Genomic DNA, 17,343 nt, shown 5'->3' with positions numbered 1-17,343 from the left:
GATCCGGCTCGCCGGTGAAGCCTCGCCCCGACTGCACTCCAGGGTGGCGTGCCACTGCATCATCTGTTTAAATGATCCTGATGAAACCGGAGGGCGAGGTCCGCCCTAACGCGAGGAGTGTCCCCCTATGACCATCGAACAGCAGGCCGCCCCGGCGTCTCGCGAGAAGGACAAGCACTACGCGATCGTTGTGAACGCGCAGCCGTTCACCGTGACCACCCGCGAGGTGACCTTCGCGCAGATCGTCAAGCTGGCGTTCGGCGTGGAGGGCGATGACCCGGACAAGACCTTCACCATCACGTACCGCAAGTCGGACAACGCCCGCCACGACGGCACGCTGGTCGAGGGCGGCACGGTCAAGGTCAAGAACGGCACCGTTTTTAATGTCACTTCGACGACTCGCTCGTAGCGCCGACCTGGTCCGCCTGCGTAACGAGGGGTACGAGGTGGCCGTCGACAACGGCCACCTCGTCATCTCTCACGTCCCGTACGCGACGCCGGACCGAACGGTCGCCTACGGCAAGCTGATCTCCGTGCTCAATTTGGCCGGCGACGAGACGGTCAGACCCGAGGACCACGTCGTCTACTTCGACGGCGCGACGCCGTGTGACCAGCACGGGCAGCCCCTGCGCAAGGTCATCAACAACAGTCAGACGTTCACCCTCGCGCCCGGACTCACCGCACAGCACCTGTTCTCCAGCAAGCCCGCCGCCGGGTACACCGACTACCACCACAAGATGACCAGCTACATCCGAATGCTCGCCGGTCACGCCCAAGCCATCGAACCGCAAGCCACGGCCACCACCTTTCCAGTCATCGACGTCGCCGAAGACCAGTCGATCTTCCGCTACGAAGACACAGCATCGAGCCGAGCCGGCATCAGCGCCATCTCCGCGACCCTGCAAGTCAGCAAGGTCGCCATCGTTGGCCTCGGAGGCACCGGCGCCTACGTGCTCGACCTGTTAGCCAAAACCCCGGTCGGCGAGATACACCTCTTCGACGGCGATACCTTCCTGCAGCACAACGCCTTCCGTGCGCCCGGCGCGGCATCGATCGAGGAACTGCGGAGCAAGCCGAGCAAGGTCGCCTACCACCATGAACGGTACGCCCGGATGCGCGCCGGCATCGTGCCGCACGAATACCACATCACCCTCGAAACGGTCGCGGAGTTGCAGGACATGAACTTCGTGTTCCTGACCATGGAGGGCGGCGCCACCAAGCGGCATATCCTCAACAAGCTCAGCGGCTACGGTCGCCCTTTCATCGACGTTGGCCTGGGCGTCTACCAGACCGCCGGCGGCACGCTGGGCGGCGTCGTGCGAGTCACCACCAGCACCCCGGAACATCCCGCCGACCAGCGGCGCATCCCGTGCTCCGATGATGACGACAACGACTACAACCGCAACATCCAGATCGCCGACCTCAACATGCTCAACGCCGCGATGGCCGTCATCAAGTGGAAGAAGCTCGTGGGCTTCTATGCAGATCTGGAAGAGGACTTCTTCAGCACCTACACCATCGACGGCAACCACATCACCAACGAGGACAACCGGTGACACGCCGCAACGCCGTATGCTACGAGTTTGTCGACTACGTCCCGTCCGAACTGGCCGACGGGACGATATACATTAGCGTCGAGTACGCGACGGCGGTACATTCCTGCTGCTGCGGGTGCGGCCACAAGGTCGTCACACCTCTTCACCCGGCCCAGTGGAAGCTGACGTTCGACGGCGAGTCGATCTCACTCGATCCATCAGTGGGCAACTGGAACCTGCCGTGCTCATCCCACTACTGGATCAACCGCAACCGCGTCCGCTGGGCCGGCGCGTGGAGTGAGGACAAGATTGCGGCTGGTCGGCGCAGGGATCGAGTTGCCCTACAGGAGGCTGTGAACGACGCGCCTCCGCCGGTTGTTGAGGACCCCGAAGAGCCAGTACGACAGCCGCTCGGACGGCTGAAGCGCCTACTACGTCGCATCCGCCGGGCGTGACGGCGAAACCGGCACGCAGGCTCAGTGGCTTGTCACGTCCGCGCACGTTGATGGGCGACGCGGCCTGGCCGGGGTCGCGCGAACGTCCAGCAACGGTCAACGGTGCCCCCGCTTACCCCCCGAAAACCCCTGCCAAGCGTCGACTGTCAGTGGTAAACATTGATAAGTTCGCGAGCGAATTTAAGCAGGTCAGCGACAGGTTTTGGCGATTAACGACAAGCTCAGGACCGTGACGTTCGGTAACCGTGTGTCGCGGGTTCGAATCCTGGGGATGCCGTCGCGGCAGGGTGCCGGCTTGCGTCGATGCTCGCCGAGCCCGCCCGCTCGAGCTGGCGCACCTGCCGGCGGGTTCACACCAGCCCCGGTGGGGCAACCTGGTCCGGGTACTTGTGAATGATCGTCCGCCGTAGCCGGGCGGGCAACATGGCAGGTGAAGTCAGCCGCCCTCGACCACCGCGCTCCACTTGTCGTGGCCGGCGCCGACGCGAGCCGTGCTGATCGATGGCATGTTCAGCGCTCGGTTTGGCTGGCCCGCGTTGGCTAGCGATCGGCGGGAGTGCAACTATCCCAAGGTCAAGGCAGCCGACGTGTGCTGGCGCAGACGCTGCTGTTCACGCTCCGTGCGTACTCCGTCGACCTTCGCGCCCCGACATCTCAGGGTGAGGTGGAGTTGTCGTACCGACCGTCCGGACGGTCCCGGTCCGTCGATGGCACTCGGGACGATGCGCACTCTGCGGTCGGCGCCGCCTGTCATCAGCTGCCCACGGTCGTCGAACGCGATGGTGGTGACCGTTCCGTCGTGCAGGCCTCTCTGCCACAAGATCCCAGACCCGGCATGTGCGGTTGCGGCGAGTCGATCGACCTGTACCCGCCCGTCGTGCTTGCCGGACCCCAGGAGCACGACGCCGTCGCGGGTGAGAGCGAGGTCAAGGCAGCTGGTGCGGCCGATGTCGAGGGTCCGGACGTCGCACTCTCCTCGCTCGTTGAGGAGTACGACACGTACCCGCTCGTCCGTGGCGACCGCGTAGGCGCGGCCGTCGAGCTGGGCCGAACACGTAACCACTCCCGTGGCCTCCCACTGGTCGAGGACCTTGGCCTCAATGGCGTCCAACCAGAACGCCCTGGTCCGACCGCCGTTGATCTCCTCTAGGAGCAGCGCGGAGCGCTCACCGGGCAGGGTGAGCCGGAATCGGGACTTCGTTTTGAACCGCGAGCTGAGCACTAGGGACTGGCCTTGAAGTTCGTAGAGGCTGAAGACGCCGCCACCGATGGTGGCGATACGTCCCCGTCGCGTCCGGTACAGCCGCTCGACCGGGTGCTCTGCCCTGACGATGACCTGACTCTCATAGCTGCCGCCGGGGTGCTGTCGCCACTCACGGAGCGAACCATCTTCGTAGGCCGCGACTATCCGCTCGTCAAAGGCGGTGAGCGCCGTGAGTCGAGCGGTCTCCTCCAACCGGACCCCGTCAAGGTCCGCGTTGGTGAGATCGGCGCCGGTCAGGTCGGCGTTGTCGAGGTTTGCGTTGCGCAGCGAGGTCCCGACGAGCCGAGCGTTCGCCAGATCCGCTCCGCTGAGTTGTGCGTGATCTAGCCGCAGGCCGGACCAGTCGCAGTTCGGCAGTTCGCCACGCACGGCGTAGAGCAGGGTGATCGAGTTACCGCCGAGGTAGGTCTCAGAGAGGGCGAGCGTGGCTGAGCGCGTGAAGCTCTCCAAGTGGCTCAACGCTGTCGGTTCGGCCTGCTCTCGAAGCAGTTCAGCGGCGAAATGAGTGATTTCAGGCAGTAGCGGAGTGGCGTTGAGGATCTCTCGGGCGCGCTGCGGATCGGTCCGAAGCCGGCGGACCAGGGCTCGGGCGAAGAAGTACTCCCGCATGGAGCGGTGAAAGAAGTCGACCGGCCACCTGTCGAGATTGTCCTCGCCCTCGCGCACGGCTTTGAGTAGCGACCGCACCCCGATCCTGGCGGTCGCGTCATTCTCAGTCCGGGCAGAGGATGACACTGAGGCCGGGACATCGTCGCTCATCTGCCACAGCATCGCCGCGATGCCGTTGGGTGCCTTCTTGGAGTAGTCGCGCAGGTAAACGCACGATTTGTTGGATCTTTGTAGTTCGACCGCGATGTCCTCGAGGATGACCATGAGGTTCTCGACCAGCTGGCCCCTGGTGAGCGAGAGGGCGTCGTCCTCAAGCAGTTCGAGCTTCCGCTGGAGGCTTTTCTGCACGTACGTCGTGTAGAGGATCAGTTCGCTGAAGTCTCCGTTCGGCAGCTCGGCGAGGGTGTCTTTGATCATCTGTAGGAACAGTGGCTTGGCAGCTAGACCGATGGGATCGTATAGATTGCGTAAGTTGTCCAGAACTTGGGCGGACCGGTCGTCGGTGGCGAACGTTTCGAGGTAGCGGACCCGTTGGTCCCGCGATCCGGAGGCGATTTCCCGGACCGTCGGCTGGCGCAGCTTGTCGAGCACGCGATCCCAGTCGCGAGCGCTGAGGGTCCGGCGCCGTGAGGTCACCAGTACCTTCGACCCGGTGAGCTCGGTCAGGCACGAGTCGATGCTCCGGAGGTTCTCGGTGATCGCTGCTGGGGAGAGGTCGGCCGTCATTTCGTCGAAACCGTCGAGGATCGCGAGCGTCTGGCCCCGGCGTGCCAGTTCGCGCCACTGGTCCAGCGTGGCGCCGAGTTCTTCGAGTCGCCGCTGCAACAGGGCGCGACCACTGCCGGCCTGGGCGAATTCCCGCAACGGGATGCGCAGCGGAAACACGCCCGTGGTCGGTGACCAGCGATACTCCTCGCAGAGCCGTCGGGCCAGGCTGTAGGTGAAGAGGCTCTTGCCCTCGCCGAAATCGGCGAGAAGCAGCATCGGCCCGGTGGACTCGTCGTGGGCCCAGGTTAGGGTTTCGTCGACAAGGGAGCCCTTCAGCAGGGCCCCCTTGTCGTCAGTGACCCTCAACTGCACCTGGTTGCCGTAGAGCTCGTCGAAGTGCCGGAAGTCCTCCGTCACGAAACAGAGGCGGTGCGGGTCGTTCAGGTAAGCGTGCCAGATCCGGTCGATCGGCAGCCTGGGCGCCAAACTTCTCTGGAGACTGGCGACCGCGCCCTCCGCCATCGCGAGTTCCCGAGTGCCTGGGTCCCTTCCGTACAACGCGTGGTAGACATCAGGAGCAAGGGCGAAGAGCCCCTCGATCCCGTCCTCAGGACTCCAGACCTGCACCGAGAACGGGTACTCCTGCTTCTCCTCCCAGGCGTCAAGCATCCGTTGGAGTTCGTTGGTGGGGCCGGTGTGTGGCGAGATCAGGATCCAGTGGTCCACCCTCGCCCCGCCCGGGTAGAACTTTTCCTGGGTCAGCTTCTCGGCTATGTCAGCGACCTTGATAGGTCGGTGCAGGTTCTTGCACTCCAGATGGCAGCGTACGGTCGGGCTGCCCGCAACGCTGCAATCCACTTCGATGTCGTGGCCGTACTGAGTACCGGCGTGCTGGTTGCGGAGGCGAGTGACCAACAGGTCCCGGTTGTTCGGATCGATGTGGAACAGCCGGGCGAACAGGTCGACGGTCGCCTGTTCCAGCACAGCGCCGGACTGCTGCGGAGTGCGTCCCGCCGCCGTGTTGTCGGCCGGCTCAGCGTCATCAACGTTGAGCTGCGCCCCCTCGACCGAGGAATCGAGGGCGCCATCGTTACCGCTCTGCGCCGTCACCCGCGGAAGAGCCGGGGCGAAGCGGTTCGCCTGGGCGATCGGTGTCCAGACGGTCCCTACAACCCGTCGATCGTCATCCGGGAGGCGCAGGAAGCCGAACTCCAACCTGAGCCGGGCAATCCGTTCGGAATCCCAGTCGCCGTCGGTTACAGCGTCCGGACCGAGGCGCTCGGCGAGCGTGGTCGTCGCCTCGTCGTACCGACCGTCGCGGACCATGTTTCGAAGTTGCATCTCCCAGCTGTCGGCTGGGCCGGTCTCCTGCTGACCTGACGAATCCTCGCGAACGTACCGTTCGACGGTGAGATCATCGTCGTTGTCCATCACGTTCGCCCGGTCGACCACACGGGCGAAACCAGGGATGTCCTCGAAGGCACGGTAGGTCGCGAGCAGTTGCTCGACCCGCTCGGGGACCAGGCGGCGGGTGCGGCCGGACTTCTCTGCCGGAAGGTCGGCGAACAAGATCCGGCCTTGCCGGTGGGCGGGCTTGGCTCCGGGTGGGCGCAGCACCAAAACGCAGGTGGCGAGGCTGGTGCTGTAGAAGAGCCGTTCGGGAAGCCCGATGACCGCCTCGATCACGTCGTCATCAAGCAGGGCGCTGCGGATCCGTCGTTCGGCACCGGAACGGAACAGGACGCCTTTGGGAAGCACGAGCACTGCTACTCCCTCGGCGCTGAGCACCGACACCGCGTGCTGCACGAACAGCAGTTCAGGCCGTCGGGCATGCGCAGGGAAGCCCCACCGGAAGCGCTCCAGATGGCGAGGTTCGTCTGCGGCGACACGACCTCCGAAGGGCGGATTCGAGATGATGCGATCGAATCGCTCAAGGACCCCGGCGTGCAGATGCCTCGGGTCCACCAGGATGTCGCCGCGTTCGATACCCGTACTGGGAATGTTGTGGATCAACAGGTTCAGCTTCGACAACGCCCACGTACTGCCGGAGATCTCCTGGCCGGCGACGGCCCGAGGCAGGCGTCCGCTCTGGGCAGCGACGTGCTCAGCGGCCTCGATCAGCATGCTGCCGATTCCGGCGCAGGGATCGTAGATCGTCGTCCTATGGGTGGGATCCAACAGCCGGATCATCAGCTGGGTCACCTCGGCCGGCGCGTAGAAGTCGCCAGCCATCGACGAGGTGGTCTCCGGGAACCTGGTGACTAGGTATTCGAACCCGTACCTCAGCAGGTCGGGCGGCATGTTCTCCGGGGCAAGCGAAAGCCCCGCGAAGTGATGGAGAAGATCCACCAACGTGCTGCCCGGGAGCCGGTCACCGCCGACTTCCCGGGTGAAGTCGATGTGCCCCAGAACGCCGCCGAGCACCGCCTGGTTGGCTGCTTCGAGCGCACGGAGCGCCTCGTTCAGGTGGTGCCCGACGAGGCCAAGGGAAGTGCGCTCCAGGAGGTAGGCCCACTGTGCCTCCTCCGGTACCACGAGCATGTCGGGATACGACCGCGTTGTGCTTGCGTCCGGTTGGGCCGGCACTTGACCCGGGCCTGTGGCGATCCCGTCGCTCAGGAGCCGTGCACGCCTGGATTCAGAGGTGTCGGAGACGTACTTCAGCAGCAGGACGCCGAGGAGATGCCACCTCGCGTCCGGGCCGAGATGCCTCCGACTGCCGAGAATCTCCACCGCTCTGCCCAGGTGACGCTCGACCTCGGCCAGGGTCGGCCCGGCCACGTGACCGCTGCTTGGCACAGCAGGTTCCTCGGCAGCGTCCAGCGCGCCGTCAAGCACACCTAGGGTGGCAAGCCCGTCGAGCACAGCGGCGGACTTCGCGGGCGTCAGGGCGCGGGCGGACTGAAAAACGTCCCGTTCATTCGAGCCGACCCACCTTCGCAACTCAGAGTATCCCGGCCCGCTGAGCCGTCGGAATTCAACGACGCTGTAGACGTTCACCCAGCCCGGGGCACCCGGATCCGGAGGCCAGAGCAGCTCGGCAAGCGCCTGATTGCGCAGCTTGCAAGCCAGGGTGCCGATCGCCTGTACACGGTTCTGACCGGTAAAGACGATCAGATCGCCGGATCGAAGCCGGTCGATAATCCCGTTGTGGCTCGGCAGCGCGCCCCAGAACCGGGCGGCACCACCCGGATGCTCGGCGAGGAGTTCGCGGGCCTCCGCTTCGCTCAGCGCAGCGCGCAGCTCGTCATCGAGAAAGTTCACAGGATCCGCGAGAGTGTCGGCGAACCGCTTCCGCGTCGCGCGGTTGCCGTACGAAGGAGCGATCAGGACGAGCGGGGCACGGTCGCTCGCGGCAGGTGACGCTTGGTCCGCCAGCTCGATCTCGGCCTGCTCGACGATCGTCTCCACGCCCGCGCCTCGTTGGGCGCCCACGAATAATGGCACATAGGACAAGATACGGCGGCGGTACGACAGGCCAGGGACAGCCTCGTCAGGACCGGCCACGGCGGAGCCGGACGAGCATCTGGCAGCCGTCGGGTTTCCGCATGTCCAGGCCATCGGCAGTCTGGCGGGCATCCCCTGTCGCTCTGAAAGATCACCTGCCCGGTCGGGCGGCCGGTGGCGACGGCGTTGGTCAGGGCCTGGGCGGGCAGGTCGGTGCGCAGGTGCTCGGCGGTGGCCCAGCCGACGACTCGACGTGAGGCGATTTCGATCACGGTGGCCAGGTACTGCCATCCTTCCCAGGTGGGGATGTAGATGATGTCGCCGCACCAGCGGGAGTCGACCCCGCTCGCTACCCGTTTGCGGGAGTGCCGGCGTCCTTGCGCGACGAGTTCGGCGTGCACCCGGGGTGCGCCGTAGGTGCCGGCCGACACGGCGTGAATGTCGGCGATCCGCGCGGTCAGGTCGGCGTCGTCACGGTCCCGCCGTGACGGCCTGGTGCGGTGTTGGTAGTAGGCGGAACGGGAGACCTTCAACAGCTCGCGGGAACGTTTCACGTTCCCGTCGGGCCGTGAACGGGTACGGGTTCACCGGGTCTCCTTGACGCGAAGAAAGCCGTCTTAGATTCAGGGAGCCAAGGCAACGCTGCCGGTGGATGGGTGGATCGTTTCAGGATGTCGACGTCCTCCCGCAACCGACGGTTCTCCCGCCGCAGCCGCGCCAACTCGTCACGCTCATTGCTGGTCAACCCATCCGACCGGGTGCCGGCGTCGAGGTCGGCCTGCCGGACCCACTCCCGTACCGCAGTCTCGGTCAGGTCGAAATCCCTCGCGACCTGCGCGACCGTGCGGTCACCCCGCCGGCACACCTCGACGATCTCCGCCTTGAACTCCGGCGTGAACGCCCTGCGCGACCGGCGTGGTTTCTCACCCATGCCTTCCATGATGAACATCCTCCCGAGAAGCACACAGCCCCTCTGAGCTGGGATGTCCGTCAAACCGGTCAGACCCAGCACTACTATGGGGCGAGTGCGAAGAACGCGACCGAGCTGATGAGGCCGAGCACAGCGACCACGAGTCCCCAGAACTCCAGCGGATTCGCCTGTGCCGTTGCGATCCACCACCTCCACGGCTGCTTCGCGTGGAAGCTGGCACCGAGGCCGGGCACGCCGCCAGGTAGCCCCTGGTGCAACCGGTGCAGCCCCACCAGGTTCAGCGTCTGCCCGACGACGGTGGCTTGGGGCGTCAACAGCGTCGATTCGCTGATCCACCGGGCCTGTGGCCCGCCCTCGAGACTCGTACGTGTCGACCTGAGATGGAAGAACGTGATGGTGTAGGCGGTGGCGACACCATAGGTCCGGGACACCTGAGTGGTCCGTATAGCGTCCAGCTCGACGAGCTGGTCGCGTAGGGGGTCGAAGGTGAAGTTTGGTAACTCCTCCTGTAGCTCGCGCACGGCGACTTCGTGCAGGTTGCCGTCGCCGCGGCGCCGGTGCCCGCCGGGCAGTTGGTACTGGCGGGCGGCGGCGTCCCACAACACCAGGTAGGTCCTACCGCCGCTACGCGAACGCGTACTGATCAGCACTTGAGCGACCTCGGTGCGACGTAGTGCTCTGGCGTGCGGGCCGGCGCCGAGGCGCCGTAGTTCGAGCAGATACAGAAATTGTGGACCGGACAGCACCTCGTGCTCACTGTACGGCGGATCGGCCGTGCCCAGCCGCGACCAGTTTTCCAGCAGCACCCTGCCGTCGGCGAGATGCTCGGCGAAGCTGCGCAGGAACATCAGCGCTGCGGGGCTGTCCGCCTTAACCAGCGCGGCGCCCTCGTCGTCCTCGATCTTCCGGAGTACGCCGAAGCTTTCGAGTAGCCTGGTCAGCAGAGAACCGGCGAGAGCGGCCGCGTCCGGCTGGAACCCGGCCCGCCGGCACAGGTCGCCTACTGGCGCAGGGCTCTCGTCGTCCCCGGGAATCGCGCGGATCGCCGTCACCAGCAGTAGGGTGAACCGGTCGGCCGACATTCCGTCCCCTTTGTTGGCTAGTCGCCCACGTGCAGATAGGCCGTCCAGACACGTGGGTTGTGCGGATACCGCTCGCGCAACCGAAGCACGGTGAGGTGCACCGCGAGGGCGGGCGATCTGGCGGTGATTTCCCCGTACACCGCTCGGGCGACCAGATCGGCCGCCTCGTCCCCGACCTGCCACAGCGTGCCTATCACGTGCCGGTAACCGGCGAGTTGGAAAGCCGACGAGATGTGGATCGCCTCGTCCACCAGGTCGGTGCCGCCGAAAGCGGTCGTGCAGGCTGACAGGTACGCCAAGAACGCGCCTTCCACCCGCAACGAGAACAGCTCGCGTACGGGCAACGGGCCGTCGTGGAGCACCAGGTGACTGTCGGCCGGGTTGTCGGCCGCGGCCGCGTGACAGGCGAAGTGTGCCCAGCCGGCGGTGGACGACCGGGCGAGGACCTCGGCCCGGGTCGCCGCTACCCCGATGATCGGTGGGTGTGGCGGGTAGCCGGTCTCGGCCAGTCGCGCCGCCACCCACCGTGCCTCACGCTCCGCCGCTGCCAGGGCGGTGTGCCCGGGCGCTTCGGGCACCGCCACCACGAGCGAGGTCGCCCGATGGGCCGGCACGGCGTCCCGGACCAGGGTGTTGATCGTCGCGGCGTACGACGACACCACCCGGTCCAGCACCGAGCCACCCGACGGGTCCGTGCTCATGGCGGCGTGCAGCGGGATTACGGTCAGCGGTCCGGTCGGTATCCACCACACCCGGGTCTGTGAGCCGGCCAGAGCCTTGCGCTCGTCGAGGTGGTCCAGGATCGGTCGCATGATCGTGTCCCAGGCCCAGCCGAGCACGACCCGTACCCGGTCGTTGGTGGTCCAGTCGTCATCGCCGATCGCGCTCAGCACCGCGTTCGCCCGGGTACGGGCCTCGTCGTAACTCAGCTCCTCCAGCGGTAGCCGGGTGACCCTTCCATCGATCACCACAAGCGCGTCGCAACCGGCGCGGGCGACGTTCACCGCGACCGTCACGCCGGGCAGATCGGCGGGAAGCGACTGGTCGACCGGCTCGAGGAACCGGTCGAACCCCGAAATGCTCCGGATCTGGCCGAGCAGCTGGCCGCGCTCCTGCTCTCGGCGCCAGCGCAGCCGTGCGTTCGCGAGATCACCGGTCACCTCGGCGGCTGCCGCCAGCGTCCGACCGAGGTTGTCGAAACGATCGGCCAGGTCCGGGTGGTGCCGGCGCAGGTCCGCGAGGTCGGTCTGCTGAGCGAACGCCTGTGCGAGCAGTACGCCCCTGGTACGTTCCAGCAGCCGGAGCGCCGTCTCCGGGGACGCGCCGGCGCGTAGCGCGGCAGCGGCCGCTTCCGGCCCGAGACCGGTGAGGCGGGACAGCCTGTGTTGCCGGTCGTCATGCTGGAGCTGGTGGTCGACGGTTGCGCTGAGCAACCCGATGGCGAGTTCGAAGTGCACGGTCGCCGCGGCCCAGTCGCCGGTTTCGACGGTCAGCACGGCCGCTTCGTAGCTGCTCGTCGCGCGGACCAGGGACGGCGCAGTTTCGACCGCGGCGGAGTCGGCGTAGGCACGGGCCGCCGCTCGGGTGTCCGCCTCCTGCCGGGAGGAGGTTCCGGAGGGCTCCTGCTCGGCGCGGCGCCGCAGCGCCAGGCCGAGATTGGCAAGAACGGTGGCGCGTACTGGGTCGCCGGGTTGCGCGAGATCGGCGGCGGCCCGCTGGGCGTCGACCGCCGCATCGAGTTCGGCTGGGTCGCCGGTAGCTCGGTAGCGGGCGGACAGTGCGGCGCCCAGGTTGGACAGGCAACGTGGTCGGACACCGGGCGGGTCGGTCGCGGCATCGGTCGCGGCGTGGCCAGCGGCGACGGCTGCGTCGATGTCGTCCCGGTTGCCGGTTGCGGCGAACCGTACGCGCAGGGCGCTACTCAGGGCGGACAGTTGCCCGGCCCGGTCCGGGTGCCTCGGTGCGGTGGCGTCGACCGCCTCCCGTAATAGCCGTACAGCATGGTCGATGTCGGCCGGCTGGCCGACGCGCTGGAACCGGGTACGCGCCGCGAGGGCGAGGGCGACGAGCATCCGGGGGCGGTTCCGATCGTCCGGAGCTGACTCCTCGACTGCCTGCTGGCCACAGTGGAAGGCCTGGTCGAGTCTCACCGTGTCACCGTTCATGGTGAACCTCAACATGAGGGCGCCGCCCAGGTTGCTCAGGTATCCCGGCCGCTCCTTGTCGGTGGCGCCCTCGACCGCGGCCCAGAACTCCCCGATGGCGCGATCGAGGTCGCCGGTCGCACGCCTGTGGTTGAACCTGGTGGCCAGCGTCGCGGCGAGGTTGGATCGGCGACCAGCCAGGTGGGCGTCATCGGGACCCGTCGCCGCCACGCAGCGGGTTGCGGCGTCCACCGCGCCGTCGAGCAGGGCGGTGTCGCCGGTCGCCTCGTAGCCGCCGACGTATGCCATGGTGAGCTGGCTGAGTGTCGGCGAGATGTCCCCGGGTGCCAACTGTCCGCTACCGACCACGAGGTTGAGCAGGTACACGGCGTCGGCGCACAGGTCGGGCAGTGCGAATCGTCGAGGGTTCTGCTGCAGATCTGTCGCCCGGACCCGCCAGGTCTCGACGTCCTCGGCCGATGCGGTCCAACCCCTGGCGACGATCTCGCGTACGGGCTCCGGTACCAGGTCGGGCGCCTGGCGGAACAACGTGCCGAAATATCTGAGCGCGGCCACCGCGTCGTCCACCCCGTCGAGCGCCGGCAGGTTCGCGATCAGCCGGTAGTGGTGGAACAGGCCCATCGAGTAGGTGACCGCGAGGTCGGCGGCCAATTCCGCGGCCAGGGCACGAGCGAGGGCGAACGCGTCCGGACCGTCGAGGGCGGCGCGGTCGCCACCGACGAAACGTTCCAGCCGGTCGTCCAGCATGGCGAGCAGGCGGGCGCGGTGGTCGACGGTTGGATTTGGGCCCAAGGGGCGCTCCTCACTCACGCTACGGACGTCTCCACAGGTCGTCGCTGTGCCCCGGACGGAACCCCGTCGCCTCGGCACACTGCGCGGCGATCACGAAATCGCGGGCAAGGTCCACGGGTCGTCGCATCGCTACCGAACGACACGCTCTGGCCGCCGCAGTCACGCCACCAGGTGAGCAGCGTGTAGGCGGCGGGCCCGGGCGTTTGACCTCCAGTACGCGATCGGTGGCGGCCAGGGCCTTCAGCACCGCCCGGAAGTGTTCCTCGAACCGATCCGGCGCGACCGGTCCGGCCGATGCGGGCCATGCCCGCAGCGGATAGTCCAGGTGCCTAGCACCTCAAAGACATCCGTCGACTCGACCATGCGCAGCGCCTCGTTCAGGTAGCCGCACCACGTGGTCGGCGTCGTGGATGCCGAACGCGCGATCGACCACCAGGAAGGCGCTACCCTCCACCAGGCTGTGCAGCGATCCGATGATCCGGTCGAACGGGTACCCGTCGAGCAGCGACCGTACCTGGGTCGGATGCCAGTGCGGCTCACCCAGCTCCGCCTCAAACATGATCCGCAACTGTGGATATCGCGACCGGCACCGGTCGATCGCCTCGGCGTACCCGGCAACGTCGAACGCAGGGGCGTGGAAGCGCCCGTCGTCGCCGATCATCGCGCGATACCTGGCCGGCATCGCCGTGATCCCCTCCGGGGGGAGATCGTCCGCGGGGGAGGTTCACGTGCTCGGTGAACGCGATCGCCGGCACGCCGAGCACGCCGGCCCTCCGGCAGCTGTCCCCCTTGGAGCCGGAGAGCGCGTCCCACGACCACTGCGAATGTACGCGACTGTCGGCTGGCAACATATTCTCATGTTCCGGGTGGCGGGCTGGGCCTGGCAACGCGATCGCCTGGACGGACCTGTACGACCTGTACCTCGTACACCCGAGGTGTGGGTTTCCGCGGCCCGGTGGCCCTAGCATCCGTTCATGCACGATGCTCCTGATCGCATCAAGGGGATACTTCGGCTGGCCGCGACGCGGGGACTTGTGCTGCGACCGGACACTGCGGTACTGGACGACACCGGCTGGGACTTCCAGGTGGTGCACGTCGATGCGGAGGACGGCGGCGAGTGGATTCTGCGGGTGCCGCGCCGCGCCGAGGTCGCCGACGCGGCACAGGCCGAGCGTCGTCTGTTGGCTCTGCTGCGTGGTCGCTTCTCGGTGGCAATACCCGACTGGCGTGTCGCCGAACCGGACCTGATCGCCTATCCCAGGCTCGCCGGTGAGCCGGCGGCAAGCGAGGACACCACCACCTACGAGTTGCACTGGCGGATTGACCCGGTTAGTCCGCCCGCCGCCTACGTGCGGCGGCTCGGTGCGTTCATGGCCCGGCTGCACGCCACCCCGCCCGCCGAGGCGGAGGCGACCGGTATCCCGGTGCGCGACGCCGACGGGGTACGGACCCGCTTCGCCCGCCAGATCGACCGGGGGGCGCAGGAGTTCGGTATGCATCCGAGCTGGCGGGACCGCGCGACACGCTGGCTCGACCGCGACGACCTGTGGGCCGACCGCAGTGTGCTGATCCATGGAGACCTCCACCCCGGGCATATCCTGGTCGATGGTGCGGGAGCGCTCATCGGCATTTTGGACTGGACCGATGCCGAGATCGGCGACCCGGGCCAGGAGTTCGTGGAGGCCGCGCGGAAGTTCCCGCCGACCGTGCTCGACGACCTAATCGACGCGTACCTGCGGCACGACGGGCCGGGCTGGCCGGGTCTACGCGGCCATGTGGTCGAGGCGATCGCCTTCGCCCCGCTGGCACTGGGCACGCTGGGGGTGGAGGCCGGTAAGCAGCGCTACGTCGACCGGGCCAGGGACTACTTCGGCGTACCGACCACCTAGGCACCCTTGCGACACCGGGCGTTGATCCGCGCGCCGATGTCGGGTTCCAGGGTCTGTCCGTCGACCCGCAGGCCGAGCCGCCGGGCGAGGTGCGCCGCGTAGAGGTCGGTGGCAGCCTCACCGAGATCGGTGACGGTCGCCGCCGCTGCCCGCCCGGACCGCACCGCCCGTACCAGGGTCAGCACGGCCAGACCGGCGACCGGCCACCACGCCACCGCGGTGACCGCGTACACCAGCGACCATGCGGCCCAGCGGGTGGCATCGTGGAAGGTCTGTTCCGCGCCGCGCAGTTCGGCTCGTGTCGACTCGGGTAGCACCAGCCACAGTCGCGGCCACACCGACGCGAGGTCCAGTCCGTACTCGTGACGGATCCGCGACTCCAAGGCCGACCTCCGGTCGCCGATCCAGGTCGGTGACCGGGGTTCGGCTAGGGCGATCCGTACCCGGTGACGTGGGCTTGCAGCCTGCCAGCGCGTGGTCCGCCACTGGCGCAGCAGTCGGGATATCGGCCCCGGCAGGCCGCTGCCCAGCCACAGCCGGCGCATCGGCTCGGTGAGCACTTCGGCGAGCAGTGCGGCGGTGAGGGTGGCAGCGACGGCGGCGGCGACCATGCCGACCGCCGCCGGCCAGTCCTCGCCGGCCGCCTGGAGTGCGGTCCGCCACCGGTCCGGCTGCCCGAAACGTACGGCGGTGACCGTAGCCACGGCCCACAACAGTGCGGCGGGCACGGTCCGCCACCATGGCGTCCTGGTTGGCTCGTCGGACAGCACCCGGCTATCCGAGGCTCGATCGCATGCGCCGTGGTTGGTCGCGGGTAAGGTGGCAGACCGGCACGGGACCACCTGGCGGGCGCTGCTCCTGGCGCGGACATAGCTTGATCGGGCACAGGTACGCCTCGTCCACCGGCTGCCCCTCGCTACCGGAGGTGCCGAAGCGTGGGTCGGGCGTGGGCCCGCCGAGTCGCCGGACGAAGTCGGTGAGGTCGTCGGTGCGGTCCAGCCCGCCGAGGGCGTCATCGCGGAACTGTTCGGCCTCGTCCTCCCAGCCCCTCAACTCGGCTGCGGTACGGACGTGCGGGTACTCGCGACACAGCCAGCCGATCCAAGCAACGCGTCGGGTGTCGTCCGAGGGCCGACCGGGGCTCGAGTCTCTTCCCGTGCCGGTGGAGCGGGCCGGACGGGGCTCGGTGTCGGCGAACCGTGCCACGGCCCGCGCCGCCAGCCGTAGGAAGAACGGCTTGTCCTTCTCCGGCGTCGAGGAGCGGCCGAGGAACAGCAGGGCGCACGCCGCGATGGACAGCAGGGTCTGTGAGCGCCATCTGTCCTCCAGCCCACTTGGGCGGACCCAGGCGATGGTCTCCGCGTCGGTCTGCTGCACCAGCATGGCGAGCCATCCCGGCACGAGGTGGGCCGGGCCGCTTGGCGGGTTGAGGAGCAGGTCGATCAGCGGCCCGTGCTGGGCCGAGGCGACCGCCTCCATGGACCGGGCGATGACGTACAGGACGAAGTGGACCGGGTCGCGGGTAAGCGGGCCGGAATTCTCGTACAGGGCGGTGTCGATCAGATAGAACGCCGACGGTTCGATGGTAGGCCGGACCTGGATCAACGCGTTGTCCGTGTGCAGGTCGCCATGGGTGCGGCCGATCAGCGGACGCACGACGACGGCCGGGTCGAAGAACTCGCCCCGCGCGACCGCGAACGGGTTCGGCAGCCGCGCCGGCTCCCCGGGGAGCCAAAGGTACGACCCCTGGTGCCGGTCGGCCCACCCGTGCAGGCGCCCACCCTCGTCTAGTTGGTCGAAGATGTGCTGACGGAAGAAGTGCGGCAGGTCCCAGGTCTCCCCCGGTGGGCTGAACGGTGGCCCGGCCCACTCGTTCAGCACCCCACGTACCACCCGGGCGCAGGCGGCGGCGAACGTGGGTGGATCGCAGGCGAGCAGGGCGGCCTTGGTCGGCTCCGGGTCGGCCGAGATGCCCAGCATCCGCCGCAGCAGGACGGTCAGAACCTCGCTGTTACCAAGCGTCTCGCCGGCCACGCTCTGGAAAGTGATCCAGCGTTTGGCGCCTGCCGGGATCGCCTCGTGGACGAACCGGCTCAAATGCCGGGCGAAGCTCCCGGCCTGCTTTACGGCCCGCAGGTGCCGGCCGTACTCGAGGTCGCGGATGCCGCCGCTGCTCACGGTGAGCACCTTGAGCACGAGCTGGGCCGTGGCCATGCGGCGGAGATCGGTCTCGGTCACCACGGCCACTGGTGCCCGACTGCGGCCGTTGACCAGCCAGTAGTCAAGCTGGTAGTAGCGATCGTGCAGTTCTGCCCAGGCGCCGAGGACGTCGGCCACTTCCGGGCCGAGTCCCTCGGCGAGGTTCGGGTCGACGTGGTCGGTCATCGGTGCGTCCTTCCCTGGCGGCGGGTGTCGGCGGTCGCCTGTCGGGCGCGATGGTGCGCCGCCGCGACGAGCATCCCGGTG

General features: G+C 67.6%; 12 protein-coding genes. 4 read left to right on the top strand and 8 right to left on the bottom strand.

What is annotated here, in order from left to right; translation table 11 throughout:
• Positions 1-127: 127 nt before the first annotated feature.
• Genes ABZ738_RS30320 through ABZ738_RS30310 form a run of 3 tightly spaced genes read left to right on the top strand, consistent with a single transcriptional unit; the run spans position 128 to position 1,990 of the window.
• Positions 128-409: a multiubiquitin domain-containing protein gene (locus ABZ738_RS30320; RefSeq protein WP_357218853.1), complete on the top strand. Its 282-nt coding sequence runs from the start codon at positions 128-130 to the stop codon at positions 407-409.
• Positions 384-1,556, top strand: coding sequence for a ThiF family adenylyltransferase (locus tag ABZ738_RS30315; protein ID WP_357218850.1), 1,173 nt, complete (start codon positions 384-386; stop codon positions 1,554-1,556). The genes ABZ738_RS30320 and ABZ738_RS30315 overlap by 26 nt, the downstream gene beginning before the upstream one ends.
• On the top strand, positions 1,553-1,990 hold the full coding sequence (locus ABZ738_RS30310; RefSeq protein WP_357218847.1) for a DUF6527 family protein: 438 nt from the start codon (positions 1,553-1,555) through the stop codon (positions 1,988-1,990). Before ABZ738_RS30315 ends, ABZ738_RS30310 begins: the two co-directional genes overlap by 4 nt.
• A 562-nt stretch (positions 1,991-2,552) precedes the next feature.
• Here the strand turns inward: ABZ738_RS30310 and ABZ738_RS30305 are convergent.
• The 6 genes from ABZ738_RS30305 to ABZ738_RS30280 all read right to left on the bottom strand — a co-directional run bounded on the left by ABZ738_RS30305 (position 2,553) and on the right by ABZ738_RS30280 (position 13,670).
• Positions 2,553-7,982: an N-6 DNA methylase gene (locus ABZ738_RS30305; RefSeq protein WP_357218844.1), complete on the bottom strand. Its 5,430-nt coding sequence runs from the start codon at positions 7,980-7,982 to the stop codon at positions 2,553-2,555.
• Positions 7,898-8,572 (bottom strand): DDE-type integrase/transposase/recombinase, encoded by a 675-nt coding sequence (locus tag ABZ738_RS30300; RefSeq protein WP_357218841.1) that lies wholly within the window; start codon positions 8,570-8,572, stop codon positions 7,898-7,900. Before ABZ738_RS30300 ends, ABZ738_RS30305 begins: the two co-directional genes overlap by 85 nt.
• Positions 8,569-8,949: a transposase gene (locus ABZ738_RS30295; protein WP_357218838.1), complete on the bottom strand. Its 381-nt coding sequence runs from the start codon at positions 8,947-8,949 to the stop codon at positions 8,569-8,571. The genes ABZ738_RS30300 and ABZ738_RS30295 overlap by 4 nt, the downstream gene beginning before the upstream one ends.
• 83 nt (positions 8,950-9,032) lie before the next feature.
• On the bottom strand, positions 9,033-10,031 hold the full coding sequence (locus ABZ738_RS30290; RefSeq protein WP_357218835.1) for an NUDIX hydrolase: 999 nt from the start codon (positions 10,029-10,031) through the stop codon (positions 9,033-9,035).
• 17 nt (positions 10,032-10,048) lie between these two features.
• Positions 10,049-12,988, bottom strand: coding sequence for a CHAT domain-containing protein (locus ABZ738_RS30285; protein ID WP_357218832.1), 2,940 nt, complete (start codon positions 12,986-12,988; stop codon positions 10,049-10,051).
• Positions 12,989-13,325: 337 nt separating this feature from the next.
• Entirely contained in the window at positions 13,326-13,670 is a 345-nt protein-coding gene (locus ABZ738_RS30280) for a hypothetical protein (RefSeq protein WP_357218829.1), read from the bottom strand.
• Between the two features lie 292 nt (positions 13,671-13,962).
• Here ABZ738_RS30280 and ABZ738_RS30275 point away from each other — a divergent pair, with 292 nt between their 5' ends.
• Positions 13,963-14,877, top strand: coding sequence for a macrolide 2'-phosphotransferase (locus tag ABZ738_RS30275; RefSeq protein ID WP_357218826.1), 915 nt, complete (start codon positions 13,963-13,965; stop codon positions 14,875-14,877).
• Here the strand turns inward: ABZ738_RS30275 and ABZ738_RS30270 are convergent.
• Entirely contained in the window at positions 14,874-15,605 is a 732-nt protein-coding gene (locus tag ABZ738_RS30270; RefSeq protein ID WP_357218823.1) for a hypothetical protein, read from the bottom strand. The genes ABZ738_RS30275 and ABZ738_RS30270 overlap by 4 nt on opposite strands.
• Positions 15,606-15,651: 46 nt before the next feature.
• Positions 15,652-17,262, bottom strand: a complete 1,611-nt coding sequence (locus ABZ738_RS30265; RefSeq protein WP_357218820.1) for a hypothetical protein — start codon at positions 17,260-17,262, stop codon at positions 15,652-15,654.
• Between the last annotated feature and the right edge of the window lie 81 nt (positions 17,263-17,343).

This window comes from Micromonospora sp. NPDC047793 (genome assembly GCF_040642635.1).
Taxonomy (GTDB): domain Bacteria; phylum Actinomycetota; class Actinomycetes; order Mycobacteriales; family Micromonosporaceae; genus Micromonospora.
This window is presented reverse-complemented; position numbering and strand designations above follow the sequence as displayed.

Coding starts and splice junctions, on each gene's coding strand:
- ABZ738_RS30320 (WP_357218853.1), top strand. CDS start 128: ATGACCATCGAACAGCAGGCCGCCCCGGCGTCTCGCGAGAAGGACAAG.
- ABZ738_RS30315 (WP_357218850.1), top strand. CDS start 384: ATGTCACTTCGACGACTCGCTCGTAGCGCCGACCTGGTCCGCCTGCGT.
- ABZ738_RS30295 (WP_357218838.1), bottom strand. CDS start 8,949: ATGGGTGAGAAACCACGCCGGTCGCGCAGGGCGTTCACGCCGGAGTTC.
- ABZ738_RS30290 (WP_357218835.1), bottom strand. CDS start 10,031: ATGTCGGCCGACCGGTTCACCCTACTGCTGGTGACGGCGATCCGCGCG.
- ABZ738_RS30280 (WP_357218829.1), bottom strand. CDS start 13,670: ATGCCGGCCAGGTATCGCGCGATGATCGGCGACGACGGGCGCTTCCAC.
- ABZ738_RS30275 (WP_357218826.1), top strand. CDS start 13,963: ATGCACGATGCTCCTGATCGCATCAAGGGGATACTTCGGCTGGCCGCG.
- ABZ738_RS30265 (WP_357218820.1), bottom strand. CDS start 17,262: ATGACCGACCACGTCGACCCGAACCTCGCCGAGGGACTCGGCCCGGAA.